Origin of the sequence: Sciscionella sediminilitoris (genome assembly GCF_000737195.2) — a bacterium.
Taxonomy (GTDB): Bacteria; Actinomycetota; Actinomycetes; order Mycobacteriales; family Pseudonocardiaceae; genus Sciscionella; species Sciscionella sediminilitoris.
This window is the reverse complement of record NZ_JALM01000068.1, coordinates 26,991-48,608: the sequence shown is the minus strand read 5'-3', so window position 1 is coordinate 48,608 and position 21,618 is coordinate 26,991. Positions and strand designations below refer to the sequence as shown.

Genomic DNA, 21,618 nt, shown 5'->3' with positions numbered 1-21,618 from the left:
CCCTCAGTCCTTGCCAGGAACCGGCTGCGCGTCCGCGTTCGCGCGGGCCACCTCGACCAGCGCGGTGAACGCACCGGCGTCGTGCACGGCCAGCTCGGCGAGGTTCTTGCGGTCCACCTCGACGCCCGCGGCCTTGAGGCCCTGGATCAGGCGGTTGTAGGTGATGCCGTTCTGCCGCGCGGCCGCGTTGATCCGGGTGATCCACAGCTTGCGGAAGTCACCCTTGCGGGCGCGGCGGTCCCGGTAGGCGTAGTTCAGCGAGTGGAGGCTCTGCTCCTTCGCCTTGCGGTAGAGCCGGGAGCGCTGGCCGCGGTAGCCGCTCGCCTGCTCGAGCGTCGTCCTGCGCTTCTTCTTGGCGTTGACCGCCCTCTTGACGCGTGCCACGTGAAAGTCCTGTCGATCTGATCGGGGGAAATGGTCAGTGCTTGGTGCCCGGCGACCGCGTCAGCGGCCGAGCAGTTTCTTCATCCGCTTCACATCGGGCTTGGCGACCTCGGCGGTGCCCTCGAGCTTGCGGGTCAGCTTGCTCGACTTGTGCTCGAGCAGGTGGCGGCGTCCCGCACGCTCGCGGCGCAGCTTGCCGCTCCCGGTCACCCGGACGCGCTTGGCCGTTCCCTTGTGGGTCTTCATCTTCGGCATGGTGATTCCCTTGTTCTACTTTTCGGCTGGACCGTTGCTGGGCAGACCAGTCACTCGGTCTCGGTCGTCGCCTGATCGGTCGTGGCCTGCGCCTTGGGCCGCTGCTTCGGGTTCTTGGTCGGCGCGAGCACCATGATCATGTTGCGGCCGTCCTGTTTCGGCGCCGATTCGACGGTGCCGTACTCGAGCACGTCGTCGGAAAGCCGCTGGAGCAAACGGAACCCCAGCTCGGGACGAGACTGCTCGCGGCCGCGGAACATGATCGTCACCTTGACCTTGTGCCCCTGCGCGAGGAAGCGGACCACGTGGCCCTTCTTCGTCTCGTAGTCGTGCGGGTCGATCTTCGGCCGGAGCTTCTGCTCCTTGATGACGGTCTGCTGCTGGTTGCGGCGTGACTCGCGAGCCTTCTGCGCGCTCTCGTACTTGAACTTCCCGTAGTCCATGAGCTTGCAGACCGGTGGGCGGGCCTGCGGGGCGACCTCGACGAGATCGAGGTCCGCTTCGCCGGCGAGCCGGAGTGCGTCCTCGATGCGGACGATGCCGACCTGCTCACCGTTCGGTCCGACGAGACGGACCTCGGGAACGCGGATGCGCTCATTGATGCGCGACTCGGAGCTGATGGGGCCTCCTCGGTAAAGCTGGTTTCGTTGCTGTCGTGCGCGCCCGGGAGCTGCACGTGGAACCCCAGCAAACCGAAAGCCCCGCATGCGATGCGCATACGGGGCCCACGTCTCCGACCGGTCACCTGGTCATGCCAGGCTTCACCGCCGGACGAATCCGGCGGGACCGGACCCGGACACCCGTTCTGAGCGGGCGACTCGGGTGGGAGCGGGGCTCCACTTGCCACCCCCGAACGCTCGGGGGCCGGTCGCGCATGACAGCCTATCAGATGTGTCGAACGCACCAGGTGGGCAGGATATTCCGGACGGGATCGCCGAGCGGGACCTCGCCGAAATCCCCAGTGTAGAGGTCATCAGCAGGGCCGCGGTGATGTTGATGTCCTCGGCCGCCGAACGGCTCGGGCTCTCCGCCGAGGTGCCCGCCGAATCGCCGAGCCGCGATCTGGACGAGGCACGCAGGCTGATCACCGCGCTCGCCGGACTGGTCACCTCCAGCGCGGAGTACCTCGGACTGCACGCCGGTCCGCTGCGCGACGGCCTGCAGTCCCTGCAGCGTTCCTTCCGCGAGGAGTCCGCGGTGCCCGATGAACCGGGTCAGGGTCCTGGCGAGCGCTACACCGGCCCGGTCTGGTAGTAGCCGCGCACCCGCTCCGGGGCGAACACACCCCGGTCGGTGCCGATCGCGCCGACCAGTTCCGGCGGGGTGACATCGAAGGCCGGGTAGATCCCGGTGGCCCGCTCACTCGCGGTGCGGTTCCCGAGCGCGTGCAGTACCTCCGCACCGTCCCGGTCCTCCAACGGCACCTGGGAGCCGGTCTCGGCCTGCTCGTCCGGGGCGAACACGGTGGCCGTGTAGGGCACCCCGAAATGCCGCGCGGCGATCGCGAGGCCGAGGGTGCCGACCTTGTTGACCACGTGCCCGTCCATGGTGACCCGGTCGGCGGCGGTCAGCAGTTTGTCGATCCGGCCCTGGCTCATCAGCGCGGCGGGCATGCCGTCGGTGATCACCGAGACATCCATGCCGAGTTCGGCGACGCTGTGCGCGGTCAGCCGGGCGCCCTGCAGATAGGGCCGGGTCTCGGTGCAGATCACCCGGACCGAGTCGCCGCGTTCGAGGATCGCGCGCAGCACGCCGATCACGTACACATCGCCCCAGCAGTGGGTCAGGATCACATCCCCGTCCGCGAACCGCGCGGCCGCGTGCGCACCGAGTCGCCGCCCGCGCTCGTGGAACTCGTCGGAGATCCGGTTCGCCTCGGTGAACATCCGCTCCGGCTCCACCCCGCGCAGTGCGGTCACCGCCTCCCGGATGCCGTTGTTGGTCGGCCGGGTGGCGAGCAGCCGCCGCGCCGCGGTGTCCAGGGAACGGCCCTGTCCCGCGGCGAGCACCATCGCGCCCGCCGCGGCGAAGAACGGGCCGCAGCTCTGCGTGACCATGTCCTCGATGGCCACCGCGACCTGTTCGACATCCCGGCACTCGACCCAGGTGGTGCGCATCGGGAACCGGCGACGGTCCAGGATGCGCACCACATCGGGCTCGATACGCACGCTGTCCAGCAGCGTGGGCACCGGGATGGCGGACATGCTCAGAGCGTATTCGAAAGTTCGTGGCCACGTCGTCAGGTACGCCGCCCCCGCGACGGTCCTCGACACTTAACCACCACGAAGACAAATTCCGAATAATCCGCTCAGTCGAGCACCGCGAGCGCGTCGATCTCCACCAGGATCCCCGGGTTCAGCCCGGTGTACACGGTGGTGCGCGCCGGGAAGGGCTCGGTGACGTACTCCGCGAAGGCGGCGTTCATCTCCGCGAAGTGCCCGGGATCGGTGAGGTAGACGCGCAGCATGATCACGTCGTCGATGCTGGCCCCGGCCTCGGCGAGCAGCGTGTTGACATTGGCGAAGGCCTGCCGGGTCTGCGCGTCCACGGAGTCCCCGACGAGGGTGCCCGAGGGATCGAAGCCGACCTGCCCGGAGATCTGCAGCATGTTCCCCTTGCGCACGGCCGGGGAGTACTTCGCCGCGGGGGACGGTGCGTTCGGGCTGGAGAATGCCTGCTTGGCCATCGGGTGGATACCTCCGCTATTGCCGATCATTGCACAGTGATGGTAAAGACGGACAGCGTGACGATCACACCCGGGACAATCGACCCGAACGCCCTTGCCGAAGCCGACGAGATCCCCGTCGACTGGCGGCACAAGGGAATGCCACCCGCCGCGTCCGGTACGAGTATCGCAGCATTCGCCGCCGAACGGCCCAATATTTTCACTGACGGATTCCACTCCCCGCTGTTGGTGCTGGACGACGCGGCCATGCGGCACAACGTGGATGTGCTCGCCCGGCTCGCGGACGCACGCGGGATCGCGCTCGCTCCGCACGGCAAGACGACCATGGCACCGCGGCTGTTCGAACGTCAGCTGCGGGCGGGCGCCTGGGGCATCACCGCGGCCACGTTCAGCCAGGTCCGGGTGTACCGCGCGTTCGGGGTTTCCCGGGTATTGCTGGCCAACCAGCTCGTGGATCCGGTGGCCATCGCCTGGATCGCGGCCGAGTCCGCGCGCGATCCCGGTTTCGAGTTCAGCTGTTTCCTCGACTCCTCCGCCGGGATCGAGATCGCCGAGAACGCGCTCGCGGGCACGGATTTCCAGCTGCCGGTGCTGATCGAGCTCGGTGGTGCGGGCGGGCGGACCGGCGTCCGGGATGTGGCGGCGGCGGTCGAGCTCGCACAGGCAGTGGCCGCCTCACCCGCGCTGCGGCTGGCCGGGGTCGGCGGCTACGAGGCCGCACTCGCGCACGGTGCCGAGTCCGACGCGTTGTCCACTGTGGACGGTTACCTGCGCGCGCTGCGGGAGCTGGTCGACCGCTGCGCTCCGCTGTTTCCGGGGCAGGTGCTGGTCACCGCGGGCGGGAGCGCCTACTTCGATCAGGTCACCGAGGTACTCACCGAACCATGGCCCGCGGGGCTGGACGTGCTCCCGGTACTGCGCAGCGGGGCGTATCTGACCCACGATTCCGGCTTCTACGAAGGACTTTCCCCGCTCGGCGCGCATCAGCGACTGGCCGGATACGAACGGCTACGGCCCGCGATGCGGTTGTGGGCCCGGGTCAGCTCGAAACCCGACGCGGACCTGGCCCTGCTCACCCTCGGGCGCCGGGATGTCTCCTTCGACCAGGGCATGCCGAGCGCCGAGGTGATCCGCAGGGAGGGTAAGACCGTTGCGCTTTCCGGGGTCACCGTCACCAAGCTCAACGATCAGCACGCCTACTGCGCACTCGGTCCGGGAGCCGACATCCGGGTCGGTGACTGGATCGGGCTCGGCGCCTCGCATCCGTGCACCGTGTTCGACAAGTGGCAACTGATCCCGGTACTCGATACCGACGGGGAGACCGTGCTCGAGTTCGTCCGGACCTACTTCTGATCATGGACCTGATCCTCGGCTCGGCCACGGTGATCGACGGAACGGGCGCGGACCGCTATCACGCGGATGTGGTGCTGCGGAACGGCCGGATCGCGGAGATCACCGCACCCGGAACCCGGCGGGGCGCGAACCTGATCGACGCCACGGGACTGGTGCTGTGCCCGGGTTTCATCGATATGCACGCGCACTCGGATCTGGCGCTGCTCACCGAACCCGAGCACCTCGCGAAGGTTTCCCAGGGGGTTACCTGCGATGTGATCGGCCAGGACGGCCTCTCCTACGCGCCCTGCGACGACCGGACCCTGGCCGCGCTGCGTGCCCAGATCGCCGGATGGAACGGTAACCCGCCGGATTTCGATTTCTCCTGGCGCAGCGTCGGCGAGTACCTGGACCGGCTCGACACGGGGATCACCATCAACGCGGCGTACCTGGTGCCGCAGGGAACGGTGCGCATGCTGGGCGTCGGGTTCGACGACCGCGCGGCGAGCGAGGACGAGCTGGACCGGATGCGCGAGCTCGTCGCACAGGGCATGGACCAGGGCGCGTTCGGGCTGTCCTCCGGGCTCACCTACACCCCGGGGATGTATGCCTCCACCGCGGAACTGGTCGCGCTGTGCGCGGTGGTCGCGGAACACGGCGGGTACTACAGCCCGCACCATCGCGGGTACGGGGCGCATGCGCTGGAGGCGTACGCGGAGATGGTGGACGTCTCCACGCGTTCGGGCTGCCCGCTGCATCTCGCGCACGCCACGATGAACTTCGACTGCAATGCCGGGCGGGCGGGCGAACTGCTCGCGCTGCTGGACGCGGCGATCGCCGAGGGCACGGACATCACCCTGGACAGCTATCCGTATCTGCCCGGGGCGACAACGCTGTCCGCGCTGTTGCCGAGCTGGGTGTTCTCCGGCGGGGTCGAGGACACCCTGGAACGGCTCGCCGATGCGGACACCCGGGAACGGATCCGGTACGAGATGGAGGAACTCGGTTCGGACGGCTGCCACGGCGTGCCCGTGGACTGGTCGGCCATCGAGATCAACGGTGCCGAGGACACCGCGCTTGTCGGTGCGAGCGTCGCGGAATCGGCCGCGCGCCGCGGGAAAACGCCGAGCGAACTGTATTTCGACGTGCTCGTGGCCGAACGGCTCGCCCCGTCCTGCCTGATGCACATCGGCCATGAGGACAACGTCCGCGCGATCATGCGGCATCCGGCGCACACCGCGGGCAGCGACGGGCTGCTGCACGGCCCGCGGCCGCACCCGCGCGCCTGGGGCACCTTCCCGCGCTATCTCGGCCACTACTGCCGCGAACTGGGCGTGCTCGGCCTCGAGGACTGCGTGCACCACATGACCGGGCGGCCCGCGGCCCGGCTCGGGCTGCGCGACCGGGGCGTGCTCACCGAGGGCGCGGTAGCCGATCTGGTGCTCTTCGATCCGGAGACGGTCGCCGACCGGGCGGAGTTCAACGAGCCCCGCCGGCTCGCCGCGGGCATCGAGCGGGTACTCGTCGGCGGGGTCACGGTGTACGCCGAGGGTGCGCACACCGGAGCGTTTCCTGGGAAGGCCTTGCGGCACAACGGATAACACACGGGGAGGCCTCCATGGCGGCGGTCGACTGGCTCCAGCACTCCACACCGGGTCTGCTCCTGCTCGCCCTGGTGGCCATCGCGGTGCTGCTGTTACTGATCATGAAGTTCGGCATGGAGCCGTTCATCGCGCTGCTCGTGGTCGGGCTGCTCGTGGCGCTGGCCGCCGGGATCTCGGTGCAGGATCTGGTGGGTACCGCGCAGAAGTCCTCGAATTCCTTACTGGAGAAGGGATTCGGCTCGATACTCGGGCACATCGCGGTGATCATCGGGCTCGGTACCCTGCTCGGCGCGATCCTGGAGAAATCCGGCGGGGCCCGGGTGCTGACCAGGGCGCTGCTGCGGCTGTTCGGGCAGCGCCGTGCCCCGCTCGCGATGGGGCTCGCCGGGCTGATCTTCGGCATCCCGGTGTTCTTCGACATCGGCGTGTTCGTGCTCGCCCCGCTGGTGTTCGCCGCGGCCCGCCAGGACAAGCGCTCGGTGCTGCTGTTCGTGCTCCCGCTGATCGGCGGGCTGTCCATGACGCATGCCTTCCTTCCCCCGCACCCGGGTCCGGTCACCGCGGCCGGGCTGCTCGGGGTAAGTCTCGGCTGGATCATCGTGATGGGGCTGGCCTGTGGGATCCCGGCCTGGTTCGCGGCGAGCATCCTGTTCTCCACCTGGCTGGGCAACCGGATGCACCGGTCGGTTCCCGCCGAGGCCGAACTCGCCGAGGAGGACGGCGAGGACGAACCGGCCCTGGGCACGGTACTGCTGCTGATCCTCGTTCCGCTGGTGCTGATCCTGTTCGGCACCTTCGGGAATCTGTTGCTGCCCAAGGGATCCACGGTCGGCGAGGTGGCGACTTTCCTCGGCACGCCCGCGGTGGCGCTGACCATCTCGGTGCTGCTGGCGATGTGGCTGCTCGGCTTCCGCCGCGGGATGGGCAGCAAGGAGCTGAGCACGCTCACCGCGGCCGCGCTGCGCCCGGTGGCGATGATCCTGCTCGTGGTGGGCGCGGGCGCGTTCTTCGGCGCGGTGCTCGCCGCGACCGGGATCGGCAAGGCGGTGGCCGGTTCGCTGGACGCCGCGGGGCTGCCCGTGCTGCTGGCCGCGTACGTGATCAGCTGCGGGCTGCGCATCGCCCAGGGCTCGGCGACCGTCGCGATCACCACGACGACCGGGATCCTCGCGCCGACGGTGACCGAGCTGCACTATTCACAGCCACAGCTGGCCCTACTGGTGATGGCGATCTCCTCGGGTTCGATCATCGCCTCGCACGTCAACGACGGCGGGTTCTGGATCGTCTCGCGTTATTTCGGGCTCACCGTCAAGGACACCCTGCGCAGCTGGACTGTCCTGGAAACCGTGCTGTCCCTAGTAGGTTTCGGTATGGCGGCGTTGTTGAGTCTGTTCGTGTAGTGAGCACAGTCGTATAGTTGAGCGGCTGCCTGGAAGGAAGGGAACGGCGTGGGTACTCCGTGTTACATCGGTGGTTTCACATCCGAAGGCGGGCCGGGGCTCGTCGTGACCGAGCGGGAGGGCGGCACGCTCACCGAGCGGGCCCGGATTCCGCTGGAGAACCCGTCCTGGCTGACCCGGAGCGGTTCGGTGCTGTACGCGGTGCAGGAATCCACGGCGGGCGCGGTGCGGGCGCTGAGCATCGCCGATCCGTACGCGCCGGAGGTGCTGGGCGCACAGCTGACCGAGGGCGCCGAACCCACGCACTGCACGGTGCACCGGGACTGGCTGGTGAGTTCGAACTACGGCTCCGGATCGGTGGCCGTGCACCCGATCGAGGCCGGTGGTTCGCTGGGTGCGCTCAGCGATCTCGTGCAGCACGGCGAGGGCGCGCACGCGCACCAGGCGCTCGGCGATCCCTCCGGGAACTGGCTGCTGTGCGTGGACATCGGGGTGGACACCGTGTTCGTGTACCGCATCGAGGACGGCAAGCTGCGTGAGCATTCGCGCGCGGTGCTGCCGAAGGGAAGCGGACCCCGGCACCTGGACTTCCACCCGGACGGCGAGCGCGCCTATCTGGTGCACGAATACGAGTCCACGGTGACCGTGCTCGGCTGGGACGCCGATGCGGGCACCCTGACCATCGGGGCGAACGTGAGCACCCGGCAGGAAACCGGCGGGGACAACTTCCCCGGGGAGATCGCGGTCAGCGAGGACGGGCGGTTCGTGTACGCGAGCAACCGGGGCGACAACACGATCGCCCGGCTCGCCGTCGAGGGCTCCGGGCTGCGGCTGCTCGACACGGTGCCCACCACCGGGGACTGGCCGCGCCAGTTCGCGCTCGCCGAATCCGCGCTCTACGTCGGCAACGAGCGCGGCGGCCAGGTGGTCCGGTTCGATCGTGATCCGGCCAGCGGGGAGCTTTCCGGTCCGCGACCGGTGCTGGAATTCCCCGGCGTCTCGATGATCCTGCCGTAGCGGCGGGGTTGCACGGCTTCGGGTTCACGGCTGGGATTCACAGCCGCGCCAGGCGTTCGGCGAGCCCGTTCAGCCCGTCGGCGAGCTCGTGCCGATCGCCGGTGCGCAGCCCGTAGAGCACCGCCTCCAGGGCACCCAGCCAGGCGTAGTGGGCCAGCCGTTCGAGCGGCAGCGGGCGGCCGTATTCGGCGATGAGGTCCGCCGTGCGGTCCGCGCCGAGCTCCAGATAGGGCCCGATGAAGTCCTGGACCGGATCGCCGATGGTCGCGTCCCCGAAATCGATCAGCGCGCGGATCCCGCCGTTCCCGGCGAGCACGTGTTCCCTACCGAGGTCCCCGTGCACCAGCGCGGCCGGGCTCGACCAGTCGCCGGCGAAGAACGCGGTGAAGGCCTCCTCCAGGGGACCGGCGAGCGCGCCGAGGGTGTCCGCGATCCGGCGCGCGTCCTCCCTGCGGTCCCGGTAGTAGCGCAGCCAGGAATCCAGGTTCGGTGCGGTGTCACAGCAGCGCGCAGCGTGCCCGAGGTCCGCCCCGTGCAGCGCCCGCAGGGCCGAGGGCAGGCCGGTCCAGTCGGTGTTCGGTTCACCGTCGAGCTTGCGGTACACCAGAAGCCCACCGCACAACAGCGGGCGCGGCACCGCGAACGGCAGCCGCGGGGCCAGCCAGGGCAGCAACCGCGCCTGCTTGAGGTGGTTACGCGCGATCCCGGGCTCCCGGGGCACGAGCACCATCCAGGTCTCGTCCACCTCGAGGGCGCGGGAATCCCAGCCCCGTCCGCATTCGGTGATCCGCTCGCCCCGGATGCCCAGCGCCCGCAGTACCGGAGCGACCCGGTCGGCCGGGATCACCCGAGCATCGGGGCGAGGAACTGGCCGGTGTAGCTCTCCTCGGTGTCCGCCACCTCTTCCGGGGTACCTTCCGCGACCACGGTTCCGCCGCCGGATCCGCCCTCGGGTCCCATATCGATGATCCAGTCGGATGTCTTGATCACGTCGAGGTTGTGCTCGATCACGATCACCGTGTTTCCCTTGTCCACCAAGCCGTTGATCACCCCGAGCAGTTTCGAGATGTCCTCGAAGTGCAGTCCGGTGGTGGGCTCGTCGAGAATGTAGACGGTCTTTCCGGTGGAGCGCTTCTGCAGTTCGGAGGCGAGCTTCACACGCTGCGCCTCACCGCCGGACAGGGTCGGGGCGGGCTGACCGAGCCGCACGTAGCCCAGCCCCACATCCACCAGGGTCTTGAGGTGCCGGTGGATCGCGGTGATCGGCTTGAAGAACTCGGCTGCCTCCTCGATCGGCATGTCCAGTACTTCGGCGACCGTCTTGCCCTTGTAGTGCACCTCGAGGGTCTCGCGGTTGTACCGGGCGCCCTTGCAGACCTCGCACGGCACGTACACATCGGGCAGGAAGTTCATCTCGATCTTGATGGTGCCGTCGCCCGCGCAGGCCTCGCAGCGCCCGCCCTTGACGTTGAAGGAGAACCGGCCCGGCTGGTAACCGCGCACCTTCGCCTCGGTGGTCGCGGCGAACAGCTTGCGCATGTGGTCCCACACGCCGGTGTAGGTCGCCGGATTGGACCGGGGGGTCCGGCCGATCGGCGACTGGTCCACGCACACCAGCTTGTCCACCTCGCCGATGCCGTTGATCCTGGTGTGCCGCCCGGGAACCTGGCGCGCGCCGTTGAGCCGGTTCGCGAGCACCGTGGCCAGGATGTCGTTGACCAGGGTGGATTTCCCGGAACCCGAGACCCCGGTGACCGAGGTGAGGGTGCCGAGCGGGAAGGCCACGTCGATCCCGCGCAGATTGTGTTCCCGCGCGCCGACCACGGTGAGCTTGCGCTTCGGATCGGCCACCCGGCGTTCTTCCGGGACCGGGATCTCCTTGCGGCGGGACAGGTAGTCCCCGGTCGCGGAGCGCTTGTTGGCGAGCAGCTTCTTGTAGGTGCCGCTGTGCACGATCTCGCCACCGTGCTCCCCCGCGCCAGGGCCGATGTCCACGACCCAGTCCGCCGAGCGGATGGTGTCCTCGTCGTGTTCCACCACGATGAGCGTGTTGCCGAGATCGCGCAGCCTGGTCAGGGTCTCGATCAGCCGGTGGTTGTCCCGCTGGTGCAGCCCGATCGAGGGTTCGTCGAGCACGTAGAGCACCCCGACCAGGCCCGAGCCGATCTGCGTGGCGAGCCGGATGCGCTGTGCCTCTCCCCCGGAGAGGGTGCCCGCGGCCCGGTCCAGGGACAGATAGTCGAGTCCCACGTCGAGCAGGAAGCGAAGCCGCGCCTGGATTTCCCTGAGCACCCGGCCCGCGATCATCTCCTGGCGCTTGTCCAGCGTCATCCCGTCCAGGAACGTGGAGCACTCGGCGACGGACATGGCCGAGACATCCGCGATCGAGCGCTCACCGTGCTGCGAGTGCTCCAGGGTGACCGCGAGGATCTCCGGGCGCAGCCTGGTTCCCTGGCAGGCCTGGCACGGAACCTCGCGCATGTAGCCCTCGTAGCGCTCGCGCATGTATTCGGACTCGGTCTGCTCGAGCCGCCGCTCCAGGAAGGGAATGACTCCCTCGAAGGAGGCGTAGTAGGAGCGCTGGCGCCCGTACCGGTTGCGGTAGCGCACGTGCACCTGGTCCGGGACCCCGTGCAGCACCGCCTTCTGGATCTTCGCGCCGAGCTTGCGCCACGGGGTGTCCATGCGGAACCCGATGGTCGTGGACAGCGAGGTCAGCAGGCGCTGGAAGTAGTCGGCGGACTGGCCGCCCTGCCAGGGTGCGATCGCCCCGTCCTCCAGCGAGAGGTCCGGATCGGGCACCACCAGTTCCGGGTCGACCTCCTTGCGGGTCCCCAGACCGGTGCACTCCGGGCAGGCGCCGTACGGGGAGTTGAACGAGAAGGAACGCGGTTCGAAATCCTCGACCTGCAGCGCGTGCCCGTTCGGGCAGGCGAGGTTCTCCGAGAAGGTGCGCTCCCGATCCGGGTCCTCCGCCTCCAGGTCCACGAATTCCAGGGTGACCAGGCCGTCCGCGAGGCGCAGCGCCGTCTCCACCGAATCGGTCAGCCGCTGCTTCGCGCTCGCCTTCACCGTGAGCCGGTCGATGACCACCGCGATCGAGTGCTTGTCCTGCTTCTTCAGCTTCGGCGGCTCGGTCAGCTGGTGGATCTGCCCGTCCACGCGCACCCGCGAATAACCGTCGGACTGCAGCTGGGCGAACAGGTCGACGTACTCACCCTTGCGCCCGCGCACCACCGGGGCGAGCACCTGGAACCGGGTGCGCTCCTCGAGATCGAGCACCTGGTCCACGATCTGCTGTGGAGTCTGCTTCGCGATTCGTTCCCCGCAGGCCGGGCAGTGCGGGACGCCGGCGCGCGCGTAGAGCAGCCGCAGGTAGTCGTGCACCTCGGTGATCGTGCCGACCGTGGAGCGCGGGTTGCGGTTGGTGGACTTCTGGTCGATCGACACCGCGGGGGAAAGCCCCTCAATGAAGTCCACATCGGGTTTGTCCATCTGCCCGAGAAACTGCCGCGCGTACGCCGAGAGCGATTCCACGTACCGCCGCTGCCCCTCGGCGAAAATCGTGTCGAAGGCCATCGAGGACTTGCCCGAGCCGGAAAGACCGGTGAACACGATCAGCGAGTCGCGGGGCAGGTCGAGATTGACTCCACGCAGGTTGTGCTCCCGCGCACCATGCACCACAAGTCGATCAGCCACGAAAACCTCCGGACGAAACAGGGAACGAGTCCATGCTAGGCAGCCCCACCGACAATTTTCGCCGCGCGGGTACTCACAACTCTGTGTAACCGGCTGACCAGCGACTACCGCGAAACGCTCCGGCGGCATATGGTGGAGAGGTACCCCTCGCGCATACGGCGCCGTCGAGTGCCATCCGGCGTGGACAAATCACTGAATTGGTTCTTGAGCACACCCATCCTGACAGCAGGAAACGAAGAGACCGCGAACAACGAGAAGGGTGTCCCTGTGCAGTCCTCCCGACCCGCGAACGTACTGGCCGAGAGCACGGTGGTGCCGATGCCCCGCGACGAGAACGAGACCGCGAGCCCGGCCCGGCTCGCGCACGCCGGTCTGCGGGCCATCGACGAACTCACGCCCCGGGTCGACGCGGCGGTCGCCGCGATCACCGAGGCGAGTATGACCCGGCCGAGCGCGCTGCCCGGCTGGACCAGGGCGCACCTGGTCAGCCACCTCGCCCGCAATGCCGATGCCCTGGTCAACCTGCTCACCTGGGCGCGTACCGGGATCGAACGGCCCGCCTACGCCTCCGACGAGGACCGGGACGCCGACATCGACGAGGGCGCGCAGCGGCTGGCGCAGGTGATCAAGGAGGACCACCTCGCCGCTTCGGGCCGGTTCCGTACCGCGGCCGCCGCGATGCCCGACTCCGCGTGGTCGGGTTCGGCCACCAGCCGCCAGGGTGTGGAACTCGGCGGGCACCTCGTCCCGTGGATGCGGGTCACCGAACTGTTCGTGCACCTGGTGGACCTCGATCTCGGGCACCGCTTCGCGGACTACGCCGACCTCGGCGAGGAAACACTCGACCTGGTGTTGAGCTATGTCACGCTGACCTACAAGAGCCTTCCCGAGACCCCGTCGATGCTGCTGCACGCCACCGCGGACAGCGGTACCCGTGAGCACGCCATCGGCACCGCGCCCGCCGAGTACGAGATCACCGGGACACCGGCCGAACTGATCGCCTGGCTCACCGGCCGCACGGACGGATCCGCGCTCTCCGGGGAGATTCCGGCCCTGTCCGGCTGGCTGAAGTGACCGGTAAAGTCGCGCCTGTGAACAGCTACACCGGGCATGTGGAGCCGGGCGGTGCCCCCGCGAAGCGCGAGCTCGCCGAGATCAGCATCACCAAGCTCTCCGTCGGGCCCATGGACAACAACGCCTACCTGCTCATCGACAAGGCCAGCGATGAGGCGCTACTCATCGACGCGGCGAACGACCCGCAGCGGCTTTCCGATCTGATCGGTTCCGGGGACTCCCGCCCCGATCTGCGCACCATCGTCACCACGCACCAGCACCCCGATCATTGGCAGGCGCTCGGCGCGACCGCGGGGGCGTACGGCACGAACACCGTGGCACACCCCGCCGACTCCGAGCCGCTGCCGGTTCCGCCGGACTTCCTCGTCGAGCACGGCGACTCCGTCCGGTTCGGCGAGTCGAGCCTGTCGGTCATCCACCTGCGCGGGCACACCCCGGGCTCGATCGCGCTGCTGTACCGGGATCCGCAGGGCCACGGGCACCTGTTCACCGGGGATTCGCTGTTCCCGGGCGGGCCGGGGAAGACCACGAACCCCGAGGACTTCGCCAGCCTGATGGACGACCTCGAGGCGCGGGTGTTCGGCGAGCTGCCCGATGACACCTGGTTCTACCCGGGACACGGCGACGACTCGACCCTCGGGGCGGAGCGGCCGAACCTGGCGCAGTGGCGCGAACGCGGCTGGTGAATCAGCGCCCGTGAGCGCTACGCCGCCGCACCGGTAATCGATGATCGCGAAACCGACCAGGGTGCGGCCCGATTGAGCCGGTGACCGTACCCTCACCCTCATGGGTGTCGTCTCGGCGCACGTGGTGCCGCTGAAACGGCGAGGGGTGCGATGACCGAAGGGTTACCCCCCCCCGACCGTTTTCGGCCGAAATTGCCTGTCGGCGGGGAATTCGATCGCTGGCTGACCGTGGGGTTCACGCGCACGGTGCTGGTCGTGGTCCGCACGGTCACCGCGGGCACCCGGCTGCTCGATGTGCTCTCGCTGTTCGAGGACGATCACCGGATCCAGGTGGTGTTCACCCGCGATGAGGACAACTCGGCGGTGTTCGGCTCCGGGGTGCGCGATTTCCTGCACGAACTCGGGGTGGTGGTGCTGCCCTGGGAGCAGGCCGTCGGCACCCGGTTCGATCTGGTGCTCGCCGCGAGCGAGAACGACCGGCTGCAACTGCTCGACGGCCCGGGAATCCTGTTCCCGCATGGGATCGGGTTCCAGAAGTACTACCCGGGAACCACGGTCGTCGCCGGTCTCCACCCGGAACGGCTGCGCGGCTGGGACCACACGATCGCGCTGTCCCATCACGATCAGCTCGAGGAACTGCGCCGGATCGGCCCGGATGTGGCGCGGCGCGCGGAGGTCGTCGGCGATCCCTGCCTGGACCGGCTGCTCGCCGACGCGCACCGCTTCGAGGCGTTCCGGGAGGCCTTCGGCAGCACGGATCGACCGCTGCTGACCGTGGTCTCCACCTGGGGCCCGGATTCCTTGCTCGGCACCGACCCCGGCCTGCTCACCGAACTGCTCGCGCGGCTTCCGGTGGACGAGTTCGCGGTGTGCGCTGCCCTGCATCCGGGCATCACCTCGGCGCACGGTCCCTGGCAGCTGCGGGCCTGGCTGGCCACGGCGCGAGCGGCCGGGCTGCGCCTGGTCACCCCGGCCGCGGGGTGGCAGGCCGCGCTCATCGCGGCCTCGTGTGTGCTGGCGGACGAGGGCTCCCTCGCGCTGTACGCGGCGGCACTCGACCGTCCGCTGCTGCTGGCCGGTCGGCCCGCCGCGAGCACCGTTCCCGGATCACCGATGGCCGCGCTCGCCGAACGGGCACCCCGGCTGGAGCCGGATCGCCCGCTGCTCGCGCAGCTGCGGCGCGCGATGGACGAGCACCGTCCGGGCCGGTACCGGAACGTGGTCGAGGCGGCCGTCGCCGGGAGCTCCGCCACGGCCCTGCGCGAACTGCTCTACCGGCGGTTGCGGCTCACCGAACCCGGACACGAGGCGGAATTCGCTCCCCTTCCGGTCCCGGATCCGCCGCCCGCACCGGTTTCCGCTTTCGTCATCGGCGCGTGCCCGCACGGCGACACCGTGGAGCTGACCCGGTTCCCCGCGACGGACACCGAACACCGGCTCGAATACCGCCACCTCGCCGCGCACGCCACCCGGGCGAGCCTGCGCCAGCTGTCCGGGGCGGCGATCGTGTTCACCGAGCTGCGCGAGCCCGAGCCGTTCAGCGAATGGGCCGAGGCGGTGCTGCGCCGCTGGCCCGCCGCGCATGTCGCCGCGGCCCGGATCTCGGACACGGTCTGCCTGACCAGGGACCGCGCCGGCGAGGAACGGGAACTGAGCCTGCGGGCGGATCCGCTGCTCGCCGCGAGCCTGGTCTATCTGGGCGGCGCCGCGACTACCAGGGCCATAGCCATCGGCGAGCGGACGGTGCGGGTAACGAGCAGAGTTCGGTGAAGTAGTCGTCGCGCCGTGGGTGCGTGCTCCGGTTGGCCTCGTCCAGCAGGCTGCCCCAGGTTTGCCGCGCCGCGTCGATCGCGCCCTCGGCCACGAGCAGTCGCGCCTCCAGCTCGCGCAGTTCCCACCCGTACTGTTCGGCGCCGACACCGCGCAGCAGCCGGTCCGCCTCACCGAGCCAGGTACGGGCCGCGACGGTGTCCCCGAGCGCCAGGTAGGCGCGGGTGGCGGCCATGTGCGCCCGCCCCAGATTGCGCCCTTCGGCGTACCTGGCGGCCTCACCAGCCTGGGTCAGCGCCTCGGTCGCGTACCCCGCTTTGACCAGCATCACCGCGAGCATCCGCAGATGAATGCCGAGCGCGGTGCGGTCGCCCAGCTGCCGGTCGATGGCCACGGCGGCGCGCATCCAGCGGATCGCCTCATCGAGGTCCCGGGCCCATCCCGCATCGAACCGTTCTTCCCAGTACCGGCTCCGGAACTCGGCGACCGAGGCACTCAGCCGCGGCTGTGCGGCGGCCTCGGCGTGACGGGATGCCTGTTCCAGATCGGCCTGCGCGGGCTCGAAAACCCGGGCGAGGTAGTACGCCTTGGCGCGCATCGAATACGCCCGGGCAATCTGGGCGGCGCGCTGTTCGGGATCGGTGAGCGCGGCGCGCACCACGCAATCGGCGATATCCGCGTATTCGCGCCAGCGCCAGCGCTGATTGATCAGGATCTCGACCGCGCCACCGAGCTGGCACACCTCGCGGTAATGGCCCCGTTCGCATCCTTCGCGGGCCAGGGCACCGATCAGCCCCAGGTGCTCGTCCAGCCAGTCGAACCGGTCCTCGGGCCGCGACCATGCCTCGACTCCGGCGTCCTCGTACACGCGCAGGCGATCCGGTTGGAAGTCGGCCGCGACGGCGTTGTCCCGCACATGACGCAGCAGCGCGGCGAAGACCGCCGCGCGTTCCCCCTCGGGTGGTTTCGGCAGGTACTCGCCGACCAGGCGCCGTACCCGGTGCGCGTTCCCGTCCGGAGTGGTCAGCTGCGCCGCGAGCACCGCCTCGAAATCGGTTCCCGCGCCCAGATAGGCGGTCGCGGTCTCGCGGGTGAACCGGCCGCCGGGGAACTCCGCGAGCAGCGCGACCGCGCGGGCGGTGCGCGCATCCAGGGCGTCGATCGTGCGCCGGACGGATTCCCGGATCACGCCTTCGGCATCGACGACCCCGGTCTGCCGGTAGGCGGCGAGCAGCCCCGCCACCGGTTGCGGTTCGCCCGCGCGCGTGGCCAGGCTGAGCCCCACTTCGCGCAGCGCCTCCGGCAGTCCCTCGCACAGCGCGACCAGTTCGCTGCTCGCCTCGGGCTCTTCGGCGGGCCGGACCGCGCCGCAGTAGTCGGCGAGCAGCTCCCGCGCGCCTTCGGGATCCAGGCCGCGCAGCAGGATCGGATTCCGATCGAGGCTCCGCAGATCCCTGCTCAGGTACGTGGTCGTGATCAGCAGCAGGCTCGTCCGGAACCGGGTGAACACCTCGATCTCGCTCGCCGCGGTGACGTTGTCCAGGATGATCACGCACTGCCGGGTGGCCAGCGCCGAGGCCAGCTGTTCGGCCAGCCGGGCGTCGTCCACCGCGAGCTCTCCCGCGTCCACGCCGAACCGGCGCAGCACGTACTGCATGACGCCCGCGAGATCCAGGACATCACCGGACCGGAACCGGGCGAGGTCGACCTCCACGCGGCCGTTCGGGAACCGGTCCGCGACGGCCGCGCCGAGCTGACGGGCCAGTTCGGTCGCCCCGCAGCCGTGCGGCCCGGCGATCAGCTTCGGCCCGTCCAGCGGCGGATTCTCCAGGTACCGGCGATGATTGCGGAATGCCGGGATCGGTTGCGGGGCATCACGAGCGACCGAGTCCGCGTTCAGCAGCCCCACCGCCTGGATCAGTTCCTCCCGGAATCCCGGATCGCGGCGGGCGAGTTCGAGCACCGCGTGGATGTCGGGCGCTTCGGAGAGTTCGTCCTTGCGGGAGCGCAACAGGTCGTACAGTCGGCGCGCGCCCTTGCCCAGCTCGCTCGTCGCGGCGGACACGGCCCATTTCGTCGCCTCGCTCGCGAACACCTCGACCATGTCGACCATGCACGACCCCCTCGTCCCGTAGGCGACGGCGATCGTATCAGGGGTTCAGGCCGGGTTTTCGGTGTTCGCACGGAAGGCCGGGCAGCGTTCGAGGCCCGATTCGCAGGGACAGCCACGCAGTTCGGCGAGGTAGCCGCACGCCCGTTCGAGCTCGGCGATCCGCTGCTCGAGCACCCGCATCCGCTCCCCGATGAGGGTGCTCCATCCGCTCGCGCCGGTGAGCAGCGCGGCGATCTCCTCGATACCGAGCAGTCCGGTCTCAGGCCACTTCTTGATGAGCGCGATCCGGTAGAGCTGTTCGGTGCCGTCACAACGCCTTGCCGCGCACCGGTACGGCGTGATCAGTCCGCGGCGTTCCCAGTAGTGCAGCGTCGAGGCCGGCAGACCGCAATGCTCGGCCACCCGGCGGATTCCGGTGAGCTCCCGCATTCCGTCCATCGAACCCGGAACCGAAGACTTCTACATGGTTAGGCTAACCTAATTAGCGCTCTCCGTCGGCGACCCGGTCGAGCTCACGCTCGCCCTCGGCGTCCGGTTCGGCCGCGCGCTTGCGGCGTCTGCGCCACAGCAGCACCGCGAGCAGGACCACCGCGAGGGCCGCGAACACGATCCAGCCCGCATTGCCGATGAACCGCTCCACGGCGTGGATCGAGGCACCGGCCGCGGCCCCGGCGAACACGTACACCGCCGACCAGAGCAGGCCCGCCAGCAGTGAAGCGGGCAGGAACCGGCGATAGGGCATCCCGGCAACACCCGCGGCGGCCGGGGTGAAGGTGCGCACGATCGGCAGCAGCCTGGTCAGCACGATCGCCAGCGCCCCGCGGCGGTGCAGCGTGTCCACGGCGCGGTCCCAGTGTTCGACCCCGAGCTTGTGCACGATCCTGGTCTCGCGCATCCGGCGCCCGTAACGGCGCCCGAGCAGGTAACCGATGTGGTCCCCCGCGCAGGCACCGATGGCCACGATCACGAACAGCGCGGCCAGCAGTACCGTGTCCCGCACGCTCGCGCCGAGGATCAGGACCGCGGTCTCGCCGGGCAGCAGCATCCCGACGCCGAGACCGGACTCGGCGAAGCTGGCCACGAACGCCACGGCGAACAGTACCGGGACCGGAAGCCCACCGAGCGCGGCGAGCCCGTCACTGATCCACGACACCTCGGCACCCCACGAAAATCCACCCCAAGCGAATGCGAACCGGTCAAGGATACCAAGCTCGCGGGCGGCTACCAGCCGGTGGCGGCGATCGCGCGCTCCGCGATCCAGGAAACCGTGCTCCCGCCGGTCGGTATCCGCACGGTCTCGGCGGGCACCGTCCGGTCGAGTTCCCGGGCCGCCGCCGCGCTGCGCCGCAGATGTTCCTCGAGCCCGGAACCGATCTCCCGGCCGGCCAGCCGCTCCCCCACGGTCGCATCGCTCGCGGTGAGCAGCACCGGGATCAGCCGGGCCGATTCACCGAGCACCCGCAGGAACATCGGCGCATCGAGCAGGCTCGCGGTGTTGCAGTACACCAGCTTCCGGTGGCCGAGCTCGGCGTAATTGCGCCAGATCGCGGCGAGATTGCGTTCGGTGATCAGCGCGCGGTCCGGGTCCCCTGGCGGGGCCGGATGCACCTGATCCAGGGTGCCCCCTTCGAGCAGGCAGTGCGCCACTCCCCGGTCCCGCAACCGTGTGGAGACCTCCACGGCCACCGAGGACTTCCCGGCCCCGCTGCGCCCGCCGAGCAATAACACCGCACAGGAATCCATGACGGGCACTGTGCCGCATCGGTGCGCGGAACCACCCGGCTACCATGCACGCGTGGCAGCGGAATCCGAAGCAGTGGTGATCTATACCGACGGGGCGTGCAGCGGGAACCCGGGTCCCGGCGGCTGGGGCGCCCTGCTGCGGTACGGCGAGCACGAGAAAGAGCTCTACGGCGGGCAGGCCGAACCGACCACGAACAACCGGATGGAGCTCACCGCGCCCATCATGGCGCTGGAGAGCCTGACCCGCCGGTCCACCGTGCTCCTCTACACCGACAGCAGCTACGTGCGGAACGGCATCACCTCCTGGATCCACGGCTGGCGCCGGAACGGATGGCAGACCAGCGAACGCAAGCCGGTGAAGAACGCCGATCTCTGGCAGCGCCTGGACGCCGCGGTCGGCGAGCACGACGTGGAATGGCACTGGGTCAAGGGGCACGCGGGCGATCCCGGCAACGAACGCGCGGACCGGCTCGCCGTGAAGGGAATGGAAGAAGCCCGCGACCGGTAAGGCGTCGACACGCGCGGGCGATCGTGCCAATATCGGCTCGATACGATCGTGCGCGAGGTCTGGCGAGGGTGGACACGATGATTCCCCGTTTCTACGAGTTCATGCTGCCCGTGCTCCGGCAGCTCGCCGACGGGGAACCGCGACACTGGCGTCGGTTGCGGGACGGCTGCGCTGAGGCGTTCCGGCTCTCCGAGGACGACCTCGCCGAGCAGCTGCCGAGCGGCCAGTCCCGGGTGGATGACCGGGTTTCCTGGGCGAATTCCTACCTCTACCAGGCCGGGAGCTCCTTGCCGATCCGCCCGAGGTGATCACACCCGATTATCTGCGCAGGTACCCCGAATACGTCGAATTCGAGAATCGGACCCGAAAGCCCGGGCAACAGGCAACGGAAAACCACGAAGCGGAGACGGGCGCCGAGGATCAGACCACTCCGATCGAGACCATTTCCGCAAGCGTGCAGTTCGCGAACGATCTGGTCCGAAACGATCTGTTGAAACGAATCCTCGCTGAGCCGCCGGAATTCCTCGAACTCCTGGTGCTCAAGTTGCTCACCGCCATGGGATACGGCGGTCAGCGCGCCGCCTTCGAACATCGCGGCAGACCGCACGATGAGGGAATCGACGGTGTCATACCTCAGGATCCGCTCGGCATCGACCGGGTATATGTGCAAGCCAAACGCTATGCGGACGCTGCGATCGGTCGGCCGAGCATCCATGCCTTCGTCGGGGCGCTGCATGGCCAGCAGGCCGACCGCGGCGTATTCATCACCACGAGCAGATTCAGAACGGCTCACCGAACTGATGCTGCTCTACAACGTCGGGGTACAGGTCGAGCAGACCTTCACCCTCAAGAAGCTGGACGAGGACTTCTTCACGCAGTGAACACGAAGTCCCGCACGGACAGCCGGGTTCAGGGATCGGTCGGCAGCCGACGTAGCGCCGCGCGCAGCCTGCTCAGGTCGCGGGCGAGCGCTCGTCCGCCGATCACGGTCAGCAGGATCCCGAGTGCGCGGTTGCGGGTCCGGCCCTCGATGATGTGCACGATCCGGGTCCCCGCACCGGCCGGTTCGAGCAGAAAGCTCAGCTCGGCGTGGTGGAACATCGGGTCGTCCAGCAGGACGAAGCTCAGCAACCGGCCGTCCTCGTAGCGCGAGATCCGGAAACGTTGCCGCTTACCCCGTGGTGACAGGGTCTCCGCCTCCCAGCCGACCGCGGGCGCGCCGGTCGAGCGGGGAATGACCTCGGCGATGCTCGCGTCCCAGGACGGCGCGGTCGACGGGTCGGCCAGAAATGCCCACACGGCGGCGGGGCTCTGTTCCACGGTGGCACGAGCCGTCAGCCGCATGTG

General features: G+C 69.1%; 22 protein-coding genes and 1 pseudogene. 11 read left to right on the top strand and 12 right to left on the bottom strand.

The window, feature by feature from the left end:
* Positions 1–3: 3 nt before the first annotated feature.
* The 3 genes from rplT to infC are packed head-to-tail and all read right to left on the bottom strand — an operon-like array spanning position 4 to position 1,346.
* Entirely contained in the window at positions 4–384 is a 381-nt protein-coding gene (rplT, locus tag AD72_RS24440) for a 50S ribosomal protein L20 (protein WP_031468910.1), read from the bottom strand.
* A gap of 60 nt (positions 385–444) precedes the next feature.
* Positions 445–639 carry a 50S ribosomal protein L35 gene (gene rpmI, locus AD72_RS24435; protein ID WP_020502401.1) on the bottom strand — a complete coding sequence of 65 codons (195 nt, stop codon included), beginning with the start codon at positions 637–639 and terminating at the stop codon, positions 445–447.
* A 50-nt stretch (positions 640–689) separates the two neighbouring features.
* The gene (gene infC / locus AD72_RS24430; protein ID WP_051898963.1) at positions 690–1,346 is read right to left on the bottom strand and encodes a translation initiation factor IF-3; all 657 of its coding nucleotides are present in this window, start codon (positions 1,344–1,346) and stop codon (positions 690–692) included.
* A 184-nt stretch (positions 1,347–1,530) separates the two neighbouring features.
* On the opposite strand from infC, the gene AD72_RS24425 reads away from it, so the two are divergent.
* Positions 1,531–1,893: a DUF1844 domain-containing protein gene (locus tag AD72_RS24425; RefSeq protein WP_051898962.1), complete on the top strand. Its 363-nt coding sequence runs from the start codon at positions 1,531–1,533 to the stop codon at positions 1,891–1,893.
* On the opposite strand, the gene AD72_RS24420 is transcribed toward AD72_RS24425, so the two are convergent.
* Complete coding sequence (locus tag AD72_RS24420; protein ID WP_031468907.1) at positions 1,872–2,843, bottom strand: translation initiation factor eIF-2B alpha/beta/delta subunit family protein; 972 nt, start codon at positions 2,841–2,843, stop codon at positions 1,872–1,874. The genes AD72_RS24425 and AD72_RS24420 overlap by 22 nt on opposite strands.
* 104 nt (positions 2,844–2,947) lie before the next feature.
* On the bottom strand, positions 2,948–3,325 hold the full coding sequence (locus tag AD72_RS24415; protein WP_031468906.1) for a RidA family protein: 378 nt from the start codon (positions 3,323–3,325) through the stop codon (positions 2,948–2,950).
* 39 nt (positions 3,326–3,364) lie between these two features.
* On the opposite strand from AD72_RS24415, the gene AD72_RS24410 reads away from it, so the two are divergent.
* The 4 genes from AD72_RS24410 to AD72_RS24395 are packed head-to-tail and all read left to right on the top strand — an operon-like array spanning position 3,365 to position 8,678.
* Positions 3,365–4,678, top strand: a complete 1,314-nt coding sequence (locus AD72_RS24410; protein ID WP_051898961.1) for an amino acid deaminase — start codon at positions 3,365–3,367, stop codon at positions 4,676–4,678.
* Positions 4,679–4,680: 2 nt separating this feature from the next.
* Positions 4,681–6,258, top strand: coding sequence for an N-acyl-D-amino-acid deacylase family protein (locus AD72_RS24405; protein WP_031468904.1), 1,578 nt, complete (start codon positions 4,681–4,683; stop codon positions 6,256–6,258).
* Positions 6,259–6,275: 17 nt separating this feature from the next.
* Positions 6,276–7,661, top strand: a complete 1,386-nt coding sequence (locus AD72_RS24400) for a GntP family permease (RefSeq protein ID WP_031468903.1) — start codon at positions 6,276–6,278, stop codon at positions 7,659–7,661.
* Between the two features lie 48 nt (positions 7,662–7,709).
* Entirely contained in the window at positions 7,710–8,678 is a 969-nt protein-coding gene (locus AD72_RS24395; protein WP_051898960.1) for a lactonase family protein, read from the top strand.
* Between the two features lie 37 nt (positions 8,679–8,715).
* Here AD72_RS24395 and AD72_RS24390 read toward each other — a convergent pair whose 3' ends face one another.
* Together AD72_RS24390 and uvrA are read right to left on the bottom strand one after the other, a co-directional pair.
* Positions 8,716–9,525, bottom strand: a complete 810-nt coding sequence (locus tag AD72_RS24390; protein ID WP_031468901.1) for a phosphotransferase — start codon at positions 9,523–9,525, stop codon at positions 8,716–8,718.
* Complete coding sequence (gene uvrA / locus AD72_RS24385; protein WP_031468900.1) at positions 9,522–12,377, bottom strand: excinuclease ABC subunit UvrA; 2,856 nt, start codon at positions 12,375–12,377, stop codon at positions 9,522–9,524. The genes AD72_RS24390 and uvrA overlap by 4 nt, the downstream gene beginning before the upstream one ends.
* 267 nt (positions 12,378–12,644) lie before the next feature.
* Here uvrA and AD72_RS24380 point away from each other — a divergent pair, with 267 nt between their 5' ends.
* The 3 genes from AD72_RS24380 to AD72_RS24370 all read left to right on the top strand — a co-directional run bounded on the left by AD72_RS24380 (position 12,645) and on the right by AD72_RS24370 (position 15,907).
* Positions 12,645–13,451, top strand: a complete 807-nt coding sequence (locus AD72_RS24380; RefSeq protein ID WP_051898959.1) for a maleylpyruvate isomerase family mycothiol-dependent enzyme — start codon at positions 12,645–12,647, stop codon at positions 13,449–13,451.
* A 17-nt stretch (positions 13,452–13,468) separates the two neighbouring features.
* Positions 13,469–14,137: an MBL fold metallo-hydrolase gene (locus AD72_RS24375; protein ID WP_037347192.1), complete on the top strand. Its 669-nt coding sequence runs from the start codon at positions 13,469–13,471 to the stop codon at positions 14,135–14,137.
* A 192-nt stretch (positions 14,138–14,329) separates the two neighbouring features.
* On the top strand, positions 14,330–15,907 hold the full coding sequence (locus AD72_RS24370) for a hypothetical protein (RefSeq protein WP_031468897.1): 1,578 nt from the start codon (positions 14,330–14,332) through the stop codon (positions 15,905–15,907).
* On the opposite strand, the gene AD72_RS24365 is transcribed toward AD72_RS24370, so the two are convergent.
* The 4 genes from AD72_RS24365 to AD72_RS24350 all read right to left on the bottom strand — a co-directional run bounded on the left by AD72_RS24365 (position 15,849) and on the right by AD72_RS24350 (position 19,763).
* On the bottom strand, positions 15,849–18,020 hold the full coding sequence (locus AD72_RS24365) for an NB-ARC domain-containing protein (RefSeq protein ID WP_031468896.1): 2,172 nt from the start codon (positions 18,018–18,020) through the stop codon (positions 15,849–15,851). The two genes, AD72_RS24370 and AD72_RS24365, sit on opposite strands and share 59 nt — an antisense overlap.
* Positions 18,021–18,065: 45 nt before the next feature.
* Entirely contained in the window at positions 18,066–18,449 is a 384-nt protein-coding gene (locus tag AD72_RS24360) for a MerR family transcriptional regulator (protein ID WP_031468895.1), read from the bottom strand.
* Positions 18,450–18,501: 52 nt separating this feature from the next.
* On the bottom strand, positions 18,502–19,173 hold the full coding sequence (locus AD72_RS24355; protein ID WP_037347191.1) for a DedA family protein: 672 nt from the start codon (positions 19,171–19,173) through the stop codon (positions 18,502–18,504).
* A 68-nt stretch (positions 19,174–19,241) separates the two neighbouring features.
* A complete protein-coding gene (locus AD72_RS24350) occupies positions 19,242–19,763 on the bottom strand; it encodes an adenylyl-sulfate kinase (protein WP_031468893.1) in 522 nt (173 codons plus the stop codon).
* Between the two features lie 52 nt (positions 19,764–19,815).
* Between AD72_RS24350 and rnhA the strand changes: the two genes are divergently transcribed.
* The 3 genes and pseudogenes from rnhA to AD72_RS38220 form a co-directional block, all read left to right on the top strand.
* Complete coding sequence (gene rnhA / locus AD72_RS24345) at positions 19,816–20,271, top strand: ribonuclease HI (protein ID WP_231644949.1); 456 nt, start codon at positions 19,816–19,818, stop codon at positions 20,269–20,271.
* A 77-nt stretch (positions 20,272–20,348) separates the two neighbouring features.
* Complete coding sequence (locus tag AD72_RS37230; protein ID WP_197285062.1) at positions 20,349–20,579, top strand: winged helix-turn-helix domain-containing protein; 231 nt, start codon at positions 20,349–20,351, stop codon at positions 20,577–20,579.
* A gap of 248 nt (positions 20,580–20,827) precedes the next feature.
* A pseudogene (locus AD72_RS38220) lies at positions 20,828–21,019 on the top strand (restriction endonuclease); the annotation flags it as partial.
* 161 nt (positions 21,020–21,180) lie between these two features.
* Here AD72_RS38220 and AD72_RS24330 read toward each other — a convergent pair.
* On the bottom strand, positions 21,181–21,615 hold the full coding sequence (locus AD72_RS24330) for an SRPBCC family protein (protein ID WP_031468889.1): 435 nt from the start codon (positions 21,613–21,615) through the stop codon (positions 21,181–21,183).
* Positions 21,616–21,618 lie beyond the last annotated feature (3 nt).

Coding starts and splice junctions, on each gene's coding strand:
- AD72_RS24350 (WP_031468893.1), bottom strand. CDS start 19,763: ATGGATTCCTGTGCGGTGTTATTGCTCGGCGGGCGCAGCGGGGCCGGG.
- AD72_RS24410 (WP_051898961.1), top strand. CDS start 3,365: ATGGTAAAGACGGACAGCGTGACGATCACACCCGGGACAATCGACCCG.
- infC (WP_051898963.1), bottom strand. CDS start 1,346: ATGCGGGGCTTTCGGTTTGCTGGGGTTCCACGTGCAGCTCCCGGGCGC.
- AD72_RS24330 (WP_031468889.1), bottom strand. CDS start 21,615: ATGCGGCTGACGGCTCGTGCCACCGTGGAACAGAGCCCCGCCGCCGTG.
- AD72_RS24405 (WP_031468904.1), top strand. CDS start 4,681: ATGGACCTGATCCTCGGCTCGGCCACGGTGATCGACGGAACGGGCGCG.
- AD72_RS24415 (WP_031468906.1), bottom strand. CDS start 3,325: ATGGCCAAGCAGGCATTCTCCAGCCCGAACGCACCGTCCCCCGCGGCG.
- AD72_RS24400 (WP_031468903.1), top strand. CDS start 6,276: ATGGCGGCGGTCGACTGGCTCCAGCACTCCACACCGGGTCTGCTCCTG.
- rpmI (WP_020502401.1), bottom strand. CDS start 639: ATGCCGAAGATGAAGACCCACAAGGGAACGGCCAAGCGCGTCCGGGTG.
- AD72_RS24420 (WP_031468907.1), bottom strand. CDS start 2,843: ATGTCCGCCATCCCGGTGCCCACGCTGCTGGACAGCGTGCGTATCGAG.
- AD72_RS24360 (WP_031468895.1), bottom strand. CDS start 18,449: ATGCGGGAGCTCACCGGAATCCGCCGGGTGGCCGAGCATTGCGGTCTG.
- AD72_RS24365 (WP_031468896.1), bottom strand. CDS start 18,020: ATGGTCGACATGGTCGAGGTGTTCGCGAGCGAGGCGACGAAATGGGCC.
- AD72_RS37230 (WP_197285062.1), top strand. CDS start 20,349: ATGATTCCCCGTTTCTACGAGTTCATGCTGCCCGTGCTCCGGCAGCTC.